Source organism: Xenorhabdus sp. NBAII XenSa04 (genome assembly GCF_963866145.1).
GTDB lineage: Bacteria > Pseudomonadota > Gammaproteobacteria > Enterobacterales > Enterobacteriaceae > Xenorhabdus > Xenorhabdus indica.
Window position 1 is genome coordinate 1 of record NZ_CAWMEB010000312.1, and the last position, 15,285, is coordinate 15,285.

Genomic DNA, 15,285 nt, shown 5'->3' on the forward strand with positions numbered 1-15,285 from the left:
GTCCCGTGTCTGAAACCACTCCCTCCGGCGGCGTGGTCAATGACACCACCGTCGAACTCACTGGAGAAACTGGATCAGATGTTCTCGATATCCGAGAAGGCATCATCAACGACCGGGCAAAACTGAGATATTTGCAGGATTATGTTAGGGCTGAGTGTAGAGGGAATAATGAGTGAGGCAATCATTAACTGCATGACCGGTGGCCTAATGATTATTGGCTACCTATACATTTTGATTAGAGCTTGGAAATGGGTTTTTGAATCACTCTTCACGGCGCGTGTCAAACTCCGCAAAGAAGAGAAAAAACAGAAGGCTGTTAACGAGCTGTACGATGCATTTGAACTTGACCGGATACAGGATGGTCGCACCATGAAAATAGCTACGAAAGGTGGTTTAGTGATTATGATGTATCGGCAACAATCAGATGGAAAATAATGCGGGATTACACCCCAGAGCAAATAATTCTGGGGGTGCAGGATTATATAAAGACTGAATGCCAATGAGCCTCTGAATAAGCAGGGGCTTTTTTATTCCTCTGTCCATTCCCTGAGTGGCTACAGGAATAACCCATGCTGCCACCCGTTCCCATCGCGTACCCAGCGCACACGGGCTGGTGGCATTTTTTATATCTGAATTTCGCCGCTTCTCGCTCGAAGCACAAACACCAAAGAACCTTTCAGGATAAGCCTTGAGGAATACCGGTAGTGGTCTGGTTAACCCTCTTTGGGCTGGTCATTCCTGGAGCGCAAGGTTTATCACTAAAAGGAACTAAACCCTATGCAATTAATAACAACAAAGAAAACAAACTTGCCTGTAACAGAAGCACCCACCATGACCAGTCTGGAAATGGTGGATTACATCAACGCTGACCGTAAGGCTAAAGCTGAGGCGGAAGGATTAACATTCCCCTGCAAGAAATACCGGAAGTTGCAACACAAGGATTTTCTTAAGAAAGTTCCCAAGGTGTTGGGTGAAGAGCAATCAGCGAAATTTTTCGCCGATTACACGGATGATAAAGGCAGAACCCAGCCATGCTACCGATTCCCCAAACGTGAAGCTTGTCTGATGGCAATGAGTTACAGTTATGAACTACAAGCTCAAGTATTCGATCACATGACGGAACTGGAAGGCAGTAAGGATATTAACTTGCTCGATTTCTCAGGATTGACAGACCTCACCATCCAACAAATGCAAGATAGGGTGGCCCATGCTGAGAAGTTCTCTTTTGCTGAGCATGGGCAGAAAGGCAGTAGCCTGATGACGCTGCGCAAGAGAGAAAAGAAGGCAATCAAGAAAGCCGAGCAACTGGTGAAAGACCTTATCCAGTTCAAGTTGTGTGATTTAGGGGATTTCCCTGATGAAGAGGGAGAACCCGCATGACCCCTGAACAATTCATCGAGAAGAACGTACAGGCCGAGTTAATCAAGCTCGGCTTTTCTTCATCTATCGCAGGGATGGCGAGTGACCGGGCGAAAGAGCATTACCGCCGTTCAGCCTCAGTCAGCCGGAAAGGTAAGTTGTTTGATGATTGTCTGAGTATCGCCAAGGCATGGGCGAGTAAGTATTCGGCAGAGAAACCCAAAGGTAAGAGAACCTAGTGATGAAATATATATATATGCAATCATTCTGGATGCAATTATCGCGTCCTTTTTGTTTATTGGCGTCACACAGAATACCGAGGGTTTTGTGAATGTTGGTTATTTCGCTGGTTGGCTCTTTGGTGTGCTTAAGTTCTTAGGGTATTTATTTGGCAGGGATTCACTGGTTAAAGATTACAAACACATTCCTACCCCTTTTCGGTGTTACGACATGCTGACTGATACTGCATTTGTCATTTTTGTTGTGTATCAGGGATGGTTCGTCCTGGGTGCTATCTATGCAATAGGGGCTATGGCAAAAGCCGAGTTCCAGAGTGAACAAGAAAAACGATTGAAAGAGCAAAAGTAACCTAAAACGGGTGCTTGATAGAGTTTTGTGTAAGTTTTTGACGGGTGTGGTTAATCAAATCACCGGCGTTTAACCATAAATTCAATTCACGTCTAGTCGTTTATTCTGAATGAGGTAAATATGAAAAAAGTCCTTATCGAAACTCAAAAGGCAGGTGACTACTCAGTAATCACAATGGCTATTGGAAGCGTAGTTGCCATTTATAAGCGCGCAGGCAATACATCATGTTTGAAAGTAAGTGGTCGCGGTAATGTCCGTCAGGTTAAGGCATTGCTTCGTGAATTTGTGCGCAGTGCCGATCCTGCGCTGATTTAATCGAGACACGGCAGACTATCAGCGGAAGTGTTTATCAAAATACAAACCGAGCCAGTTGTTTGTTCTGAATTCAACTACAGAGAGGTAAATATGCCTGAGCACCAGATACCACTGGGACTGCGTCCGATCAGACCTGTGCCTGATATTGCTCCTAAAGAAGAAGCTAAGGCTAAGATGTTGCTGGATATCGTCAAACTCAAGCGATACTACGGACTCAATCACGAAGAATTAGAGCAGGTCATGAAGATGGCTTGCGAGTTATCGAAGTAAGGGAAGGAAATGGCACAAAAGAAAAACCAGCTCACAAAAGAGCAGAAGGTTCTCTTTGATGTCTTAACGAAACTTCAGCAGAAATTCGTGTTAGGTATCTTGAAGGGACTGAATCAAACAGATGCCTACAAACAGGCAGGAGGAAAGGCCAAAACAAATGAATCAGCCAGAGCAACTTCTTCTGAAATCTTAACAAATCCTAACGTTAAGACTTTTCTCGATGCTATGAACCAACAAGCCGTTTCTGAGGCTGTTATGAGCCGCCAGGAAGCCTTAGAGCGTCTTTCTGCAATGGGTCGTGTTTCCCTCCATGATATCGCTGAGTTCCGTAACAGTCAGATAGGTGAAGACGACGAGGGCAGGCCAGTATTCCAAGCCACATGGCAATTTAAAGATTCAGCGTTGCAGAATCCGGCAGCACTTAGCGCCATTTCCGAACTGACCACTGGTAAGGACGGCATTAAATTAAAACTCCATGACCCGAAAGCGGCTATTAAACAACTGTCTGAATTAATGGGATGGGAATCGGCTAAAAAAGTTGATTTAAGTTCTACTGACGGAACCATGACACCGAACAATATCGACCTCAGTCATCTGAGTTTTGAGCAATTGATGGAACTGAGAAAAAATCGTGAAAAGTAGCCCTATTTAACATAATGGTACTTATGCGAATCGCCGATTTTCAACTCAAGCAAAATGTCACCTCAAGCGGGTAAAATCCTTACTCTTCTGCCTGATTTTAGGGTGATTATTTGTGACTGATTTGTTAACAAAATCCCGAAAATCATTTCGAGGTGATTTTGGTGTGAAACGCTTATTTTCCTCACTTTCGGTGCTGACATGGATATTGATAATGCAATGTTGGATGAGGCTATCGAGAGAGAGATAGCGCGACGTAGTTTGCATGAGTTCATCCAATACATAAATCCTGAGTATATTACCAGTGATTTCTCTCGACAGGTTTGTGCGGCATTGGACGAATTTCTACTCGATATGGTGGCAGGTGAGCGCCCGATCCTTATATTGGGCGCACCACCTCAGCACGGGAAGTCAGACATTGTTTCACGTTATCTGCCTGCCTACTTTTTCGGGAAGTACCCAGATAAACGTGTGGCTGGGTTGTCATACGGTAAAGAATTAGCTTCGGACATGAACAGTGATGTTCAACGTATTATGATGACCGAGGAATATCACGATCTATTCCCACATGCATTACTAGGTAATAGGCCCAAGAGCGGGATAGATGCAAAGCGCAATCTGAACGGCTTTGATATTCCAGATCACAAGGGAAGTTACATCGGCCAGGGTGTAGGCGGTCCATTAACGGGCAAGAAAGTAGATTTAGGCATTATTGACGACCCTATCAAGAACTCAAAAGAAGCCCTGAGTGCAACCACCAAGAATGCGATCTGGAACTGGTACGTTTCTACATTCAAGACCCGACTGTCAAAAAACAGCGGTGAGATTATCATGGCGACACGTTGGGCGACGGATGATTTGTCCGGCAAGGTAATTAAGATCAGTCAGAAAGCGAAGGTGTTGGCTTTTCCTGCTATCAATGAGCAAGGGGAGGCACTAGTACCAGAGCTGCATCCCATCGAAAAACTGTTAGATACTAAAGCCATTCTGGGCGATTACTTCTGGTCAGCGATGTACCAGCAATCACCAAAGCCCTCTGGTGGCACGATCTTTAAAGAAGACTGGGTGAACTATTACCTACCGAAAGACTTACCAGATAAATTCGACAAGGTGATCCATAGCTGGGATATGACTTTTAAGGATGGCGAGGGCACTGACTATGTGGTCGGTCAAGTGTGGGGTAAAAAAGGGGCAAACTCTTATTTATTGCATCAAACACGTGCACGTATGACATTTACTGAAACCCTGAAAGCAGTTAAGAAAATGGCTAAAGATTTTCCTGATGGTCGCCGTAAGCTGGTGGAAGACAAAGCCAATGGCCCTGCGGTTATTAACACCCTGCAAAATACGATATCAGGGCTGATCCCCGTCGAGCCGGACGGTAGTAAAGTCGCCCGCGCTCATGCGGTCACTGCTGAGTGGGAAGCGGGCAATATTTACCTGCCTCATCCAGATACGGCACCCTGGGTAGTGGATGCGGTGAATGAAATCACTACATTCCCAGTGGGGGCGCATGATGATGTGGTGGATTGTATGACGCAGGCGTTACGCGACCTGTATCAAAAGAGACGCGGGATCAGCATGAATCAGAATATTATTAATCAGGCGATACGCAATTCACGTCACGCTACTCGTTGGTAAAAATTACTATGGCAAGAAATAAAAAGCGTCAGGCTGCAAAGCCACGGCGAGGATTGGCTTTGTCTGAATCCCTTTTGGAAAAATTAGATGATAGGCAATACATCCCGACCTATGAAGAAGTCAAAGATATTTATGGCCCGGCAAAAACACTAGGCACCCCCAAAGAAGTCACGCTAGCAATGGATGCCTCATTAAGTTCTACTGGAGCCTATACTCTGATCCAGCACGCATGGGAGCACGGTCAAGGTTATGCTCTGGGGCCGTCATTTATGGGCTATGCCGCTTTATCCTCGCTCACGCAGAACGGCCTGATCCGAGCCTGTATTGAAACCGTGGTTGATGATATGACACGGGAGTGGATAGGCATCAAAGCGGTGGATATTGACAGCCAAGGTGACAGTACCGAAGACAAAAAAGCGATTGAAGACGCCCTGATTAATTTTAGAGTCAAAGATATTTTTCACAAGGCGGCTGAATATAACGGTTATTTCGGCGGCTGCTTAATATTCATTGATACGGGCGCTACAGATAATCAATTACTGATGCCACTGGATATCTCAGAAAAATCGGCAGAACTGAAAAATTTCAAACGCTTTGTGCTGGTGGAACCTATCAATATCTTTCCGGGCAGATATGAAAGCACTGACCCACTGAGTCCACGCTATTTTAGCCCTGATACATGGTGGATACTGGGTAAAGAAGTTCACGGTTCCCGTCTAATACGCATTTGTGGTAATGAAGTCCCGATTCTACTGAAACCTTCATACAATTTTATGGGGATGCCACAGGCGCAGTTGCTGTATGACTACGTGATCCACTTTCAGGACAGTCGGACATCAGCCGCGCGGTTACTGGAGAAATTCTCTCTAACTGCATTTAAAACCAATATGGAAGATATCTTAACCAATCCAAATGCAACCAGATCATTAGATGGGCGGCTGGCTTATTTGGCTTCCATTCGCTCAAACGATGGCATTTTGGCGATTGATAAGGATATGGAGGATATTGTCAAGTTAGAGACTCCGCTCTCTGGTGTGACTGATATCGTCCGTCAAATGTTGGAATTAATTGTGGTGATTAACAGAACTCCAGCCGTGAAGTCATTAGGTATATCCCCTAGCGGATTCAATGCGACCGGGGACAGTGATATCCGTAACTACAACGACCACGTTAAGAGTCAGCAGGAAAAAATCTTCCGCGCAGGATTGCAAAAGGCGCTTGACATTATCCAAATTGTCACACTGGGTCGACTGGTTCAGTCCGTCACATTCGATTTTGTTGATTTGAATAAGGATGACGCCAAGGCAGCGGCAGAAACACAGAAGATTAAGACTGATCGGGATGTTTCATTGATTGATACAGGGGTTATCTCAGAGAAAGAGGTCAGGCAACGCTTGTCCGCTGATCCTGATGGTGATTATTTCGGCATTGATGTTGATGATGTTCCAGAGGTTAATTATGGGGAAGAAACGGAAAGCCAAAACGGGCAAGTCTACACGCCCCAACGCTGGGCTGGAGAGGGAGTACTACCGCCGAATGCAGGGGTTGATACAGGAAATGGCGGACTCGGTTGATTACTGGATATCGGCAGAATACAAACGCCAGCAGCCTAACATTGTCAGTGATGCTTCCCCGGCTAAGGAGTTGAACCAAAAGTTGTTCTCGGTTATGGGAAGATGGAGAATGAAGTTCAACCAAATAGCAGACTCTATTGCGGTATGGTTTGTTAACCGAGCTAATACCTATGCGTCAACTTCGGTGAAAAACAAACTAAAAGCAGACAGTATCACCGTCAATATGCGGCTCACTCCTGCTGTACAAAACGTGCTAGATAGCTTGTACGAGCAGCAAGTCAGTCTGATTAAGTCCATTCCTGAGCTATATCTGACACAAGTTCAAACACTGGTACAACAGAGCGTAGTCAATGGGCGAGATATTGGATTCCTGAAAGAAGAGCTAAAGAAACGTTATAGCCTGACTGAAAACCGCGCTAAAACGATTGCCCGTGACCAGAACGCTAAAGCCACTAATGCTATCGCGCGGGAACGTTGCAAATCATCGGGGATCGCTGAGGGAATTTGGATACACCGTGCGGGTGGCAGTAAATCCTACCGTGAATCACATATCAAGATGAACGGTCAGCGTTTCACACTCAGTGAGGGCTGTTATGACCCGCATGTGCAGCGGCATATTCACCCCGGAGAGCTGATTAACTGCAAGTGTGATTTTCGCCCTGTTATTCCTCCAATAGGAAGTTCTTAACTTATGCCTAAAGAAACAAATTCGGTCGTCTTTGACGAGGGAAGCCGGCGACGCATTGATGAAAACGGCTACCTTCACGTCTCACGGACGCACCTCACCAAAGAGCAGGTCGTACCGTATATCGGGCGAGAGATTCCGGGTTGGGAGAATCTGGAATTAGAGCCAGATCGACTTTATTACGGCTATCGCCCCGCCGGAGAGTTGGAAAAAGCTAAATCTGCCTTTAACGGCGTTCCTCTGCTCTATATCCATAAACAGGATAGTGCCGGACAGCCATTAAAAGAATTACGAATAGGTTCTATCGGTACAACTCCAGTCTGGGATTCACCCTATCTGGATAACGCATTGACCGTAACTGACCAGATGGCAATTAATGCTATTCAGGATGGTTCGTTAAAGGAACTCAGTTGTGGCTATTTTTTTGAGCCTGATTTCACATCGGGTGAGTTTGACAGTGTCCCATATGATTTCGTCATGAGAAATATCCGAGGGAATCATGTTGCACTGGTTAAAGAAGGTCGGGCAGGTCCCGATGTGTACGTACATGACGGATTACCGTCTCAATTACAGGAACATGTAATGTCGCCAGAAAACACAGCACCGAATAGTGCAGAAAATAACAGCGTTATCACACAGGATAACCCGAATGCGGCTCAGTCAGCTGAAAACCAGAAGCCGACTGAGTTTGTGATAGATAATGATGCCGTCAAAGAGAAAATGACGAGCTTAGGGTTAGCTACAGATGACGAAGCCGTAGTACAGACTTTTATTAGCGGTATGCAGTTTGCCCATGAACTAGCAGAGGGCGATTCAGCCTCTACGCCCGTTGGGGATAACGGAGAGGTAAAAGAAGTCCCTAAGACGGTGAATAATAACCCAACAGGAGAAAACACAGGTGATAACAAGAAGGAGTCGCCAGCCATGGATCGGGAGCCAGTAATCACGATGGACGCTAACACCATCCGTCAGCAGGCTATTGAACAGACCAAGGGGCACTTCCGGGCACTCAATGAAGCCGGGCAAAAAGTCCGCTCGCTGGTGGGTGAACTGGACATTATGGCTTTTGACAGCGCCGAAGCGATTTATGCGCACGCACTGAAAAACAAAGGCTATGACCCCAATAAATACGACAAAGCCGCGTATAAAGGCATGGTGGATATACTGGCAGCGCAAAAGCCTTCTGCATTCACACAGAATCTGGTTATGGATGCCGCGCCAAGTAGTCTAGAAGGTCCATTTGCGGGCTTGAAAAACATCAAAGTTTAAGAGGTTATTATGGCATTACAAAAACAGGTCGGACTGTACTACGCTCCGGCAGTTCCCGGTGACAGAGCCACACAAAACCCCGTAATTTACACGCAGGGAAACCCACGAGCGGAAGGCGATATCACTGTCGGTCATTTTGTCTTTGCAGGCACAGATCCGTTTAGGCAAGTGAAAGCCTCCACAACAGGTAAAGATGCACCGATTGGCTTTGTTGAACGCATACTGGCGTACTACAACTACAACCTGATATCACCGGGAACAATGACGATCCCCGATCAAACTGACGTCACGATAGCGGTTCGTGGTGATTACTGGTGTGCACCAACAAATCAGAATGCAGCTACTGGTCAAACCGTGTTTGCATCCACGACTGATGGCAGCATTCAGACAGCCGATGCTAAAGCAACGATTGAAGGGCACGTTAAAACAGACTGGGTTGTCAAATACTACGATGCTGATAGTAACCTAGCCATCATATCTAACTGGCACGCCGCCTAATTACCGACTGATATATTCACGCATGACGACACTCTGCAATAATGGGTGGACTCTGTTATGCGTGTACGGAGAACAGAATGAGTAAACTTTCTTTTGAGCAGGCCAAAAAATACGGCTTTGTTTTCAATGGTGCCCGCGAGTGGATCACCCGTGATAATATGCCGCGATTGATTCAGGATGCGGCGTTAGTCACCTCACCAAACTCTACCGTCCCGGCTGAATTGCTGGCCTATGTAGACCCAACAGTTATTGAAATACTCACTGCGCCACGTAATGCGCGTGAATTGTATAGTGAAGAGAAACGCGGAGACTGGACAACGCCATACATGAAGTGGCGGGCGAATGAAGTTTCAGGTTGGACAGTGGCATACTCGGATTTTGGAAATTCCGGCAAGGCCGGTACAAATAATGAGTGGCACACTCGCGAACAATATCGCTACCAGACTGTCATTCAGTATGGTGATTTAGAAGCAGATATGGCATCTGGGGCGAAAATTAATTTAGCCGCAGATAAACAGCGTGCTGCTGCGACAACCATCGACATTGATAGTAATAAATTTTATTTGTTGGGGGTGGCTGGTCGTGAGATTTACGGTGCGCTAAATGATCCAAACTTACCCCCCGCAATAACCGCCGCTCCTTCGGGAGAAAAAGGTTCAACTAAGTGGGTTGATAAAAATACCCGGCAAAAGTACCAAGACGTGCTGAATCTGTTTGCTCGCCTGGTTAATCAGACTCAGGGATTAGTCTCTGAACGTGATGAGTTGATTCTAGCCATAACGCCAACATTGCGCGTACAGCTTGGGGATGCAACTGATTTCAATGTATCGGTCATGAAAATGCTGTTGACATATTTCAGTAACCTCAAGTTTGTGAACTTACCACAACTGGGCGGAGCGAGTGGTGAAACTATGCAGATGATCGCCCCCAAAGTAGCAGGCATGGAAACAGGGTTGCTAGGATTTGGAGAGAAAATGCGTGCAGGACGTATTGTGCCTGAGTTGTCTTCATTTTCGCAGAAATTCACTGCCACTACTTACGGCGCAGTGATCCGAATCCCTGCCGCTGTAGCTCAAATGACAGGCATGTAACCCATACACAACAATCAAAATTTATGGCCTCTCAGGAGGTCATTTTTTATGTCGGAGAAAAGTAGTATGTCAAAAGGAAAAACCGTCAGCGTTCGCCTGAATCACCCGCACGGAATCGAATTTCCCATGCCGGACAGCTCCAGCGTCGTGTTGAAAGGAAACGCTTTTCATTTGTTTGGACAGGAAAAAGGCAAACTTCCCATTGGTCTCTATGGAGAAACGACGGTCGATGCAGATAAATGGGATTACATCCTGAAAACCTATGGCGAGATGGAAATTTTCAGAAATAACCTCTGTATCTGGGATGAGAAAGAGACGAGTGCCAACGATAAAGCCCGCGAGAAAAAAGAGCTTCGCCACGGTCGTGAACCAGTTGATACCAGCAAAACCACTACAGAACCTGCGAAGGAGAACGCCTGATGGCCGTCGTCACATTCGACAGTGGCGAGTTCCTGAAATTGTATCCTCGATTTACCGGCATCCTGACGGACGGGCAATTACAACAGGCGTTTGATGTAGCCTGCCTGCTGCTGGACAACTCCGACAATTCGATTATTCCCTATGAGCCCAATGGCATACAGGAACGCAAGACACTGTTGCACTTACTGACCTGCCATATTGCGACAGTAACATTATGGGGAAACAACGATAGGGCGGGGCCAGCAGCCAGCGCAACAGAGGGGTCAGTCAGTGTCTCGTTTGCTGTACCAGACGTAGCCAATGCCTCATGGTTTAAAATAACGCCATGCGGGCAAATGTACTGGCAGGCAACCCGCAAATATGTTGTAGGTGGACGCTATTCAGCAGTGAAACATTATCACCCGTGGGGGTAGATCATGGCTATCAAAGGTGGGGATAAGCTCAGAGCAGCACTGGAAAGGATCGCCAGCACACCAACCATTCAAGTACAGGCAGGGGTACTGGCAGGTGCGACCAACGAAGATACAGGCGAGCCAATCGCGCCCTATGCCGCCGCGAATGAATTCGGCACGAAAAATATTCCACCTCGTCCGTTTATGAGAACTACCATCGCCAATAAATCAGGGGAATGGGGGCGGCTCATTGGTGCTCAGCTTCGGGGGCGATTACAAGATGAAGGTGGTGTTGAGGCAACATTTAACACGTTAGGTATGGTGATGGCAGCGGATATTAAAGATAGCATTGAACAATCATTGCCGCCCCCGAATGCCCCAGCAACTATTGCTGCAAAAACCCGTAAGGGACGCGCATCACCTGGTCAAACGCTGGTGGATTCCGGCAGTATGCAACGGGCAATTGATTATGAAGTGATCAAGGGAGAGAAATGATTAACGTTAAAAATATCGCCAATAGCCTCATCACCACCGTTAACCCGAATATCAGCGCTGTTCTATTGACAAATGATGGCTATACGACAACCGATGCCGGTAAGCAGATCCCCAAATATTCTGAGCATGAAATCACCGTCCAGCTACAGAGCCTCAGTACACAGGATTTAGAACATCTGGGCGTCATCAATCAGCAGGGTCAATTCATCTATGCCTATGCCAGAGGACAGATTTCAGCAATCCGGAGAACGAAGCAGAAAGGCTCAGACCGGATGAAATTTGCCGCTTACGGGGAAGATGAGATATCCGAATGGAATGTCACCAAAGTGATTGAGTCTTATCCGACATGGGTTAAGGTGCTGCTATGGCGACAATAACAGTTACTCACGCTGATTTATTCATTGAGGTTAGAAAATATCTCATTGAATTATTTCAGTGCGACGTTACTCAGGGATATCAAAATGATGTTCCTGCTCTTGAAAACGGCGTTGTAATGCATGTTCTGTTTGAACGAGACATTGATTACATCGCTAATTATTACCATCACGAATCGTCAGAGATTACGGCGCAACGTTCTGTAGAGCTGACGATGCAGTTAGATTTTTACGGTGATGAGGCTGATTCACGCGCGCGGGTGGTGGCGAACCTGTGGCAGTCGAGTTATACCACGGCTCGATTCAAGAAATGTCAGCCACTCTACAGTGAGCAACCACGCAAAATGGTTTTGGTGAACGAAGCCAACCAGTATGAAAACCGTGTGATGCTTGAAGTGAAACTGCAATATAACCCTGAAATCACCTATTCAGTGGACAGCACTGATTCATTCTCTCTCGATCTCAACTCTATTTAAGGAATATCCATGAATACTATTCCGGCGAGTGACATTGTCAGCGTTTTGCCCGGCGTCGTTGGCACGGGCGGAAATCCTCTGGCATTGAACGCTATTTTTATTACCAAAAGCACACCTAGTGCTATGTTAGATGCGAAGGCATTCGGCAGCGCCGAACAGGTCTCAGAAATCTTCGGAACGAAGTCTAAAGAATACGAAGCGGCACAGGTCTACTTTTCGGGTTTTGTCGGCTCAACAACCAGACCCGAAACGCTGTATATTGCGTCAATGGTGACAACCAATCAGGCTGCAAAGCTGGTGGGTAGCAAAGTACCCGTCAGGGATTTTAACCATATACCGCAGGGATTGGAGTTAGATATTGACGGTAAGCGTCAGGTAGTCACTATCACGCCCGCCGACATTAAATCTTATTCCGCATTGGCCGAGGCTGTGTCTGTGTCACTGACTAAAGCTGGCATATGCAAATATGATGTTACCAGCCGTACATTTGCCATTGAAGGCGCGAAAAAAGGTACGGGCGGCACTATCAGTTTCGGTTCTGGTGATTTGGCTGAATACATGGGGCTGACAGAGGAAGCGGGCGCACAGAAAAACGAGGGTATCAATGCCGATACTATTGATGAGCTGATGCCGCGTATTACCAAATCAGTAACTAATTTTGTTTCCATTATGGCAATTGGCGATGATTTTAGTACAGACGAGAAAATAGCCATTTCTAAATGGGTGACATTGCAAAATGACCGTTATGTGCATGTGCTGTATTCCATCGGTGATTTGGTAGCGCTGGAGACAATTTCTAGCGCCATTCTCGAATCTGATATCGGTGGAACGTGCCTGATGTACGGCGACCACACTCACGGTGCATTTGCCTGTACCTATGCGGCGTCATTGAATTTCAATGAGCTGAACGGTCGAGCAACATTTGCATTCCGCCGTCAGGAGGGTTTAAAGCCCACCGTGACTGATAAGGCGCTGGCGGATGAATTGCTACGGTTGAGATTCAACTTCTACGGCGCTTACGGTACGGCAAACGACCGGTTTATATTCGTTAATCAGGGTTCTATTTCCGGCAAATTCAAGTGGTTGGATAGTTACGTCAATCAGGTATTCCTGAACAGTCAATTGCAACTGGCATTAATGACCATGCTCACCAGTTTCAAATCCATTCCCTATAACGAAACCGGAAAAGCTATCCACCGTGCCGCCCTTAAAGATCCTATAGACCAAATGTTACGGTTCGGCGGCATCCAACGCGGCGTCGTCTTGTCTGAGCAACAGAAAAAACAGATTAACGTCGAGGCAGGCTTTGATGCGGCGGCTCAGATTCAGGCTGAAGGGTGGTGTGTATCGATTGATAATACTCCTGCACAGACTCGCGGATTACGCAAATCCATGCCACTGAAATTCTGGTATGCAGACGGTGGCAGCGTCCAGAAAGTCGAGCTTCCATCAATTAACGTCCAGTAAGGAGCAAATATTATGACAATGGGGCATAACCCAAACACGATTACCTCAGCGAATGCCGTACTCATGCTGAGATGCAAAGGAGTGTACGACGATTACGTCCAAATTCAGGGCTTTCAGGCAGATAATGCATGGGAGTTTGGTAAGGTCACGCTAGGCGAAACTCGTATTGGGGTGGACGGGAAGCAATCTGTCGGCTACGTCCCCCACGAAACGCAGTGGACGTTATATCTAGAGGCGAATAGTCCCTCTACTCAAGTGCTAGAGAACATCCGAAAAGACTTTAACAGCAATAAGGAAACGCGATTTATTGATATTGTGGTGGAAATTCCCTCCATCAAAAAACGCTACTCCGGTACGGGTGGATTAATCAGTATGACAGGTGGTGCGAGCGGCAAAAAACTACTGGACGGAACCAGCTACGAATTCAACATGATCACTAACGGCGCAGAGGAAATCGCATAATGTCTAACCTGAAATCCAAAACAATCACTATCGAGTCAGGCCGTGATGCTGGCAAAATGTTTGTTATCACTGAAATGCCTATTGTTAAGGCGGACGACTGGGCGATGAGAGCGTTATTCACGATCGCCAATGGTGGTGTTGATATTGGCGATCTCCGTCCATCAATGGGAATGATGGCAATAGCACAGGTTGCCATTAAGGCGTTATCCAACATTCGAGCAGAGGATGGCATTCCACTGTTAAATGAACTGCTCGACTGTGTACAAATCGTTCCGTCTGGTGGCAATGCCCGCGCTATCGAGTTCAATTCTGATATCAGGGACGTTAAGACCATGTTCCTACTGCGAAAGGAGGCGCTGGCTATCCACATTGATTTTTTAACTCAAGGCGCTGGCTTAGACTCGAAAAACTGAGAGCTGGCCTGCCGCTAAGAGATGGCGTGATGGCAGAACCTAATAACGTTTCCAGTATTGTGTATCAGGTCGTGACATCTGGATATGCCTCCTACCACGAACTCTCGACGATATACGGACTGGAAGCTGCGCTGAACCTGATTGAAATAAACCAAGTCAGCGAATATAACAAGCGGTTGATAGAGGAGTTAAGTAAATCTGACTAACTTGACTCTCTCAGGGTGGCTATAATTAAATCAAACTCATCATTACGTGAGGTGACGAATGTTAAAGCCAATAGCTATTGCTTTATTGTTGTTCCCGTGTGCGTTACTGGCAGATAGCGGCATCTATACCGATGATGCGGGCAAGCTCGATATTTACGACGGTAACTATTTTTGCGAGATGTACCCCGCGCATATCTTCAATGACCCGAAAAACCTCAGAAACTTTCCGTCCGGGTATTTCCCGAAAGTGATGATGAATATAAGTACGGATGGGAACAGTAAATATATTGGCGTCGACCTCTATCCTGCTATGCCTATGGGTGCTAGGCCGTCGGGTTCATGGGGTTACTTTAGCGCCAGTTTGGGTACGGGTTCGCGCAGCAAGACAGAAGTTTCCTATCGGGCCATCCGGGATAATAGCAACTTTACTTACCTGATTGGCACTCAGAACGCCGGGATAATCGCTGCGTTAAGTAGTAGCGATGCGTTTAGCCCGGTAAATGCAGTGCTTGGTCGGTGTAATCGGATAAATTAAACAATTGGAGAAAAACAATGAATTTGAAGAATTATCGTATGACTCACAAGAAGCGGCAATAAAAGTTCTGGCAGATCTACTGAGAATCAAGTACCAACAGACATTTGATTTGCCCG

24 protein-coding genes are annotated in these 15,285 nt (G+C 46.5%); all 24 read left to right on the top strand.

Going from position 1 to position 15,285, the window contains the following annotated elements:
• Nucleotides 1-39 precede the first annotated feature (39 nt).
• The 24 genes from AAC147_RS20125 to AAC147_RS11045 all read left to right on the top strand — a co-directional run bounded on the left by AAC147_RS20125 (nt 40) and on the right by AAC147_RS11045 (nt 15,169).
• The gene (locus AAC147_RS20125; RefSeq protein ID WP_081988997.1) at nt 40-126 is read left to right on the top strand and encodes a hypothetical protein; all 87 of its coding nucleotides are present in this window, start codon (nt 40-42) and stop codon (nt 124-126) included.
• Between the two features lie 42 nt (nt 127-168).
• Entirely contained in the window at nt 169-435 is a 267-nt protein-coding gene (locus AAC147_RS10935; protein ID WP_047681018.1) for a DUF4752 family protein, read from the top strand.
• A gap of 342 nt (nt 436-777) precedes the next feature.
• A complete protein-coding gene (locus AAC147_RS10940; RefSeq protein ID WP_047680896.1) occupies nt 778-1,380 on the top strand; it encodes a Rha family transcriptional regulator in 603 nt (200 codons plus the stop codon).
• Nucleotides 1,377-1,598: a hypothetical protein gene (locus AAC147_RS10945; RefSeq protein WP_047680898.1), complete on the top strand. Its 222-nt coding sequence runs from the start codon at nt 1,377-1,379 to the stop codon at nt 1,596-1,598. The genes AAC147_RS10940 and AAC147_RS10945 overlap by 4 nt, the downstream gene beginning before the upstream one ends.
• An 88-nt stretch (nt 1,599-1,686) precedes the next feature.
• On the top strand, nt 1,687-1,947 hold the full coding sequence (locus AAC147_RS10950) for a hypothetical protein (RefSeq protein WP_156115347.1): 261 nt from the start codon (nt 1,687-1,689) through the stop codon (nt 1,945-1,947).
• Between the two features lie 174 nt (nt 1,948-2,121).
• Nucleotides 2,122-2,262, top strand: coding sequence for a hypothetical protein (locus tag AAC147_RS10955; protein WP_156115348.1), 141 nt, complete (start codon nt 2,122-2,124; stop codon nt 2,260-2,262).
• A 90-nt stretch (nt 2,263-2,352) separates the two neighbouring features.
• Nucleotides 2,353-2,532, top strand: coding sequence for a hypothetical protein (locus tag AAC147_RS10960; RefSeq protein WP_047680908.1), 180 nt, complete (start codon nt 2,353-2,355; stop codon nt 2,530-2,532).
• A 9-nt stretch (nt 2,533-2,541) separates the two neighbouring features.
• The gene (locus tag AAC147_RS10965) at nt 2,542-3,174 is read left to right on the top strand and encodes a terminase small subunit (protein WP_072032504.1); all 633 of its coding nucleotides are present in this window, start codon (nt 2,542-2,544) and stop codon (nt 3,172-3,174) included.
• 198 nt (nt 3,175-3,372) lie between these two features.
• Nucleotides 3,373-4,812, top strand: coding sequence for a phage terminase large subunit (terL, locus tag AAC147_RS10970; protein WP_052189480.1), 1,440 nt, complete (start codon nt 3,373-3,375; stop codon nt 4,810-4,812).
• An 8-nt stretch (nt 4,813-4,820) separates the two neighbouring features.
• Nucleotides 4,821-6,386, top strand: coding sequence for a phage portal protein (locus AAC147_RS10975; RefSeq protein WP_052189481.1), 1,566 nt, complete (start codon nt 4,821-4,823; stop codon nt 6,384-6,386).
• Nucleotides 6,370-7,074, top strand: coding sequence for a phage head morphogenesis protein (locus AAC147_RS10980; protein ID WP_047680912.1), 705 nt, complete (start codon nt 6,370-6,372; stop codon nt 7,072-7,074). The genes AAC147_RS10975 and AAC147_RS10980 overlap by 17 nt, the downstream gene beginning before the upstream one ends.
• A gap of 3 nt (nt 7,075-7,077) precedes the next feature.
• Nucleotides 7,078-8,340, top strand: coding sequence for a DUF2213 domain-containing protein (locus AAC147_RS10985; protein WP_047680915.1), 1,263 nt, complete (start codon nt 7,078-7,080; stop codon nt 8,338-8,340).
• Between the two features lie 9 nt (nt 8,341-8,349).
• Nucleotides 8,350-8,838 carry a structural cement protein Gp24 gene (locus tag AAC147_RS10990; protein WP_047680918.1) on the top strand — a complete coding sequence of 163 codons (489 nt, stop codon included), beginning with the start codon at nt 8,350-8,352 and terminating at the stop codon, nt 8,836-8,838.
• A gap of 77 nt (nt 8,839-8,915) precedes the next feature.
• Nucleotides 8,916-9,929, top strand: a complete 1,014-nt coding sequence (locus AAC147_RS10995) for a major capsid family protein (protein ID WP_047680923.1) — start codon at nt 8,916-8,918, stop codon at nt 9,927-9,929.
• Nucleotides 9,930-9,977: 48 nt separating this feature from the next.
• Complete coding sequence (locus AAC147_RS11000; protein WP_156115349.1) at nt 9,978-10,349, top strand: hypothetical protein; 372 nt, start codon at nt 9,978-9,980, stop codon at nt 10,347-10,349.
• Nucleotides 10,349-10,762, top strand: coding sequence for a DUF4054 domain-containing protein (locus tag AAC147_RS11005; RefSeq protein ID WP_047680929.1), 414 nt, complete (start codon nt 10,349-10,351; stop codon nt 10,760-10,762). The genes AAC147_RS11000 and AAC147_RS11005 overlap by 1 nt, the downstream gene beginning before the upstream one ends.
• Before the next feature lie 3 nt (nt 10,763-10,765).
• Complete coding sequence (locus AAC147_RS11010) at nt 10,766-11,236, top strand: hypothetical protein (protein ID WP_052189483.1); 471 nt, start codon at nt 10,766-10,768, stop codon at nt 11,234-11,236.
• Complete coding sequence (locus AAC147_RS11015; RefSeq protein WP_197056371.1) at nt 11,233-11,613, top strand: hypothetical protein; 381 nt, start codon at nt 11,233-11,235, stop codon at nt 11,611-11,613. The genes AAC147_RS11010 and AAC147_RS11015 overlap by 4 nt, the downstream gene beginning before the upstream one ends.
• Nucleotides 11,601-12,086: a phage neck terminator protein gene (locus tag AAC147_RS11020; protein ID WP_047680931.1), complete on the top strand. Its 486-nt coding sequence runs from the start codon at nt 11,601-11,603 to the stop codon at nt 12,084-12,086. The genes AAC147_RS11015 and AAC147_RS11020 overlap by 13 nt, the downstream gene beginning before the upstream one ends.
• A 9-nt stretch (nt 12,087-12,095) precedes the next feature.
• The gene (locus AAC147_RS11025; RefSeq protein ID WP_047680933.1) at nt 12,096-13,553 is read left to right on the top strand and encodes a DUF3383 domain-containing protein; all 1,458 of its coding nucleotides are present in this window, start codon (nt 12,096-12,098) and stop codon (nt 13,551-13,553) included.
• 12 nt (nt 13,554-13,565) lie between these two features.
• The gene (locus AAC147_RS11030) at nt 13,566-14,015 is read left to right on the top strand and encodes a phage tail fiber protein (RefSeq protein ID WP_052189486.1); all 450 of its coding nucleotides are present in this window, start codon (nt 13,566-13,568) and stop codon (nt 14,013-14,015) included.
• Nucleotides 14,015-14,428, top strand: coding sequence for a hypothetical protein (locus AAC147_RS11035; protein ID WP_047680937.1), 414 nt, complete (start codon nt 14,015-14,017; stop codon nt 14,426-14,428). Before AAC147_RS11030 ends, AAC147_RS11035 begins: the two co-directional genes overlap by 1 nt.
• Nucleotides 14,429-14,457: 29 nt before the next feature.
• Nucleotides 14,458-14,634 carry a hypothetical protein gene (locus tag AAC147_RS11040; protein ID WP_197056372.1) on the top strand — a complete coding sequence of 59 codons (177 nt, stop codon included), beginning with the start codon at nt 14,458-14,460 and terminating at the stop codon, nt 14,632-14,634.
• A gap of 58 nt (nt 14,635-14,692) precedes the next feature.
• Nucleotides 14,693-15,169, top strand: a complete 477-nt coding sequence (locus AAC147_RS11045) for a hypothetical protein (protein ID WP_047680940.1) — start codon at nt 14,693-14,695, stop codon at nt 15,167-15,169.
• The last annotated feature ends 116 nt before the right edge of the window (nt 15,170-15,285 follow it).

Coding starts and splice junctions, on each gene's coding strand:
- AAC147_RS11025 (WP_047680933.1), top strand. CDS start 12,096: ATGAATACTATTCCGGCGAGTGACATTGTCAGCGTTTTGCCCGGCGTC.
- AAC147_RS10955 (WP_156115348.1), top strand. CDS start 2,122: ATGGCTATTGGAAGCGTAGTTGCCATTTATAAGCGCGCAGGCAATACA.
- AAC147_RS10990 (WP_047680918.1), top strand. CDS start 8,350: ATGGCATTACAAAAACAGGTCGGACTGTACTACGCTCCGGCAGTTCCC.
- AAC147_RS11005 (WP_047680929.1), top strand. CDS start 10,349: ATGGCCGTCGTCACATTCGACAGTGGCGAGTTCCTGAAATTGTATCCT.
- AAC147_RS11000 (WP_156115349.1), top strand. CDS start 9,978: ATGTCGGAGAAAAGTAGTATGTCAAAAGGAAAAACCGTCAGCGTTCGC.
- AAC147_RS11010 (WP_052189483.1), top strand. CDS start 10,766: ATGGCTATCAAAGGTGGGGATAAGCTCAGAGCAGCACTGGAAAGGATC.
- AAC147_RS10980 (WP_047680912.1), top strand. CDS start 6,370: ATGGCGGACTCGGTTGATTACTGGATATCGGCAGAATACAAACGCCAG.
- AAC147_RS11045 (WP_047680940.1), top strand. CDS start 14,693: ATGTTAAAGCCAATAGCTATTGCTTTATTGTTGTTCCCGTGTGCGTTA.
- AAC147_RS11035 (WP_047680937.1), top strand. CDS start 14,015: ATGTCTAACCTGAAATCCAAAACAATCACTATCGAGTCAGGCCGTGAT.
- AAC147_RS11015 (WP_197056371.1), top strand. CDS start 11,233: ATGATTAACGTTAAAAATATCGCCAATAGCCTCATCACCACCGTTAAC.
- terL (WP_052189480.1), top strand. CDS start 3,373: ATGGATATTGATAATGCAATGTTGGATGAGGCTATCGAGAGAGAGATA.
- AAC147_RS11040 (WP_197056372.1), top strand. CDS start 14,458: ATGGCAGAACCTAATAACGTTTCCAGTATTGTGTATCAGGTCGTGACA.
- AAC147_RS11020 (WP_047680931.1), top strand. CDS start 11,601: ATGGCGACAATAACAGTTACTCACGCTGATTTATTCATTGAGGTTAGA.
- AAC147_RS10965 (WP_072032504.1), top strand. CDS start 2,542: ATGGCACAAAAGAAAAACCAGCTCACAAAAGAGCAGAAGGTTCTCTTT.
- AAC147_RS10985 (WP_047680915.1), top strand. CDS start 7,078: ATGCCTAAAGAAACAAATTCGGTCGTCTTTGACGAGGGAAGCCGGCGA.
- AAC147_RS10945 (WP_047680898.1), top strand. CDS start 1,377: ATGACCCCTGAACAATTCATCGAGAAGAACGTACAGGCCGAGTTAATC.
- AAC147_RS10995 (WP_047680923.1), top strand. CDS start 8,916: ATGAGTAAACTTTCTTTTGAGCAGGCCAAAAAATACGGCTTTGTTTTC.
- AAC147_RS11030 (WP_052189486.1), top strand. CDS start 13,566: ATGACAATGGGGCATAACCCAAACACGATTACCTCAGCGAATGCCGTA.
- AAC147_RS10935 (WP_047681018.1), top strand. CDS start 169: ATGAGTGAGGCAATCATTAACTGCATGACCGGTGGCCTAATGATTATT.
- AAC147_RS10940 (WP_047680896.1), top strand. CDS start 778: ATGCAATTAATAACAACAAAGAAAACAAACTTGCCTGTAACAGAAGCA.
- AAC147_RS10960 (WP_047680908.1), top strand. CDS start 2,353: ATGCCTGAGCACCAGATACCACTGGGACTGCGTCCGATCAGACCTGTG.
- AAC147_RS10975 (WP_052189481.1), top strand. CDS start 4,821: ATGGCAAGAAATAAAAAGCGTCAGGCTGCAAAGCCACGGCGAGGATTG.
- AAC147_RS20125 (WP_081988997.1), top strand. CDS start 40: ATGACACCACCGTCGAACTCACTGGAGAAACTGGATCAGATGTTCTCG.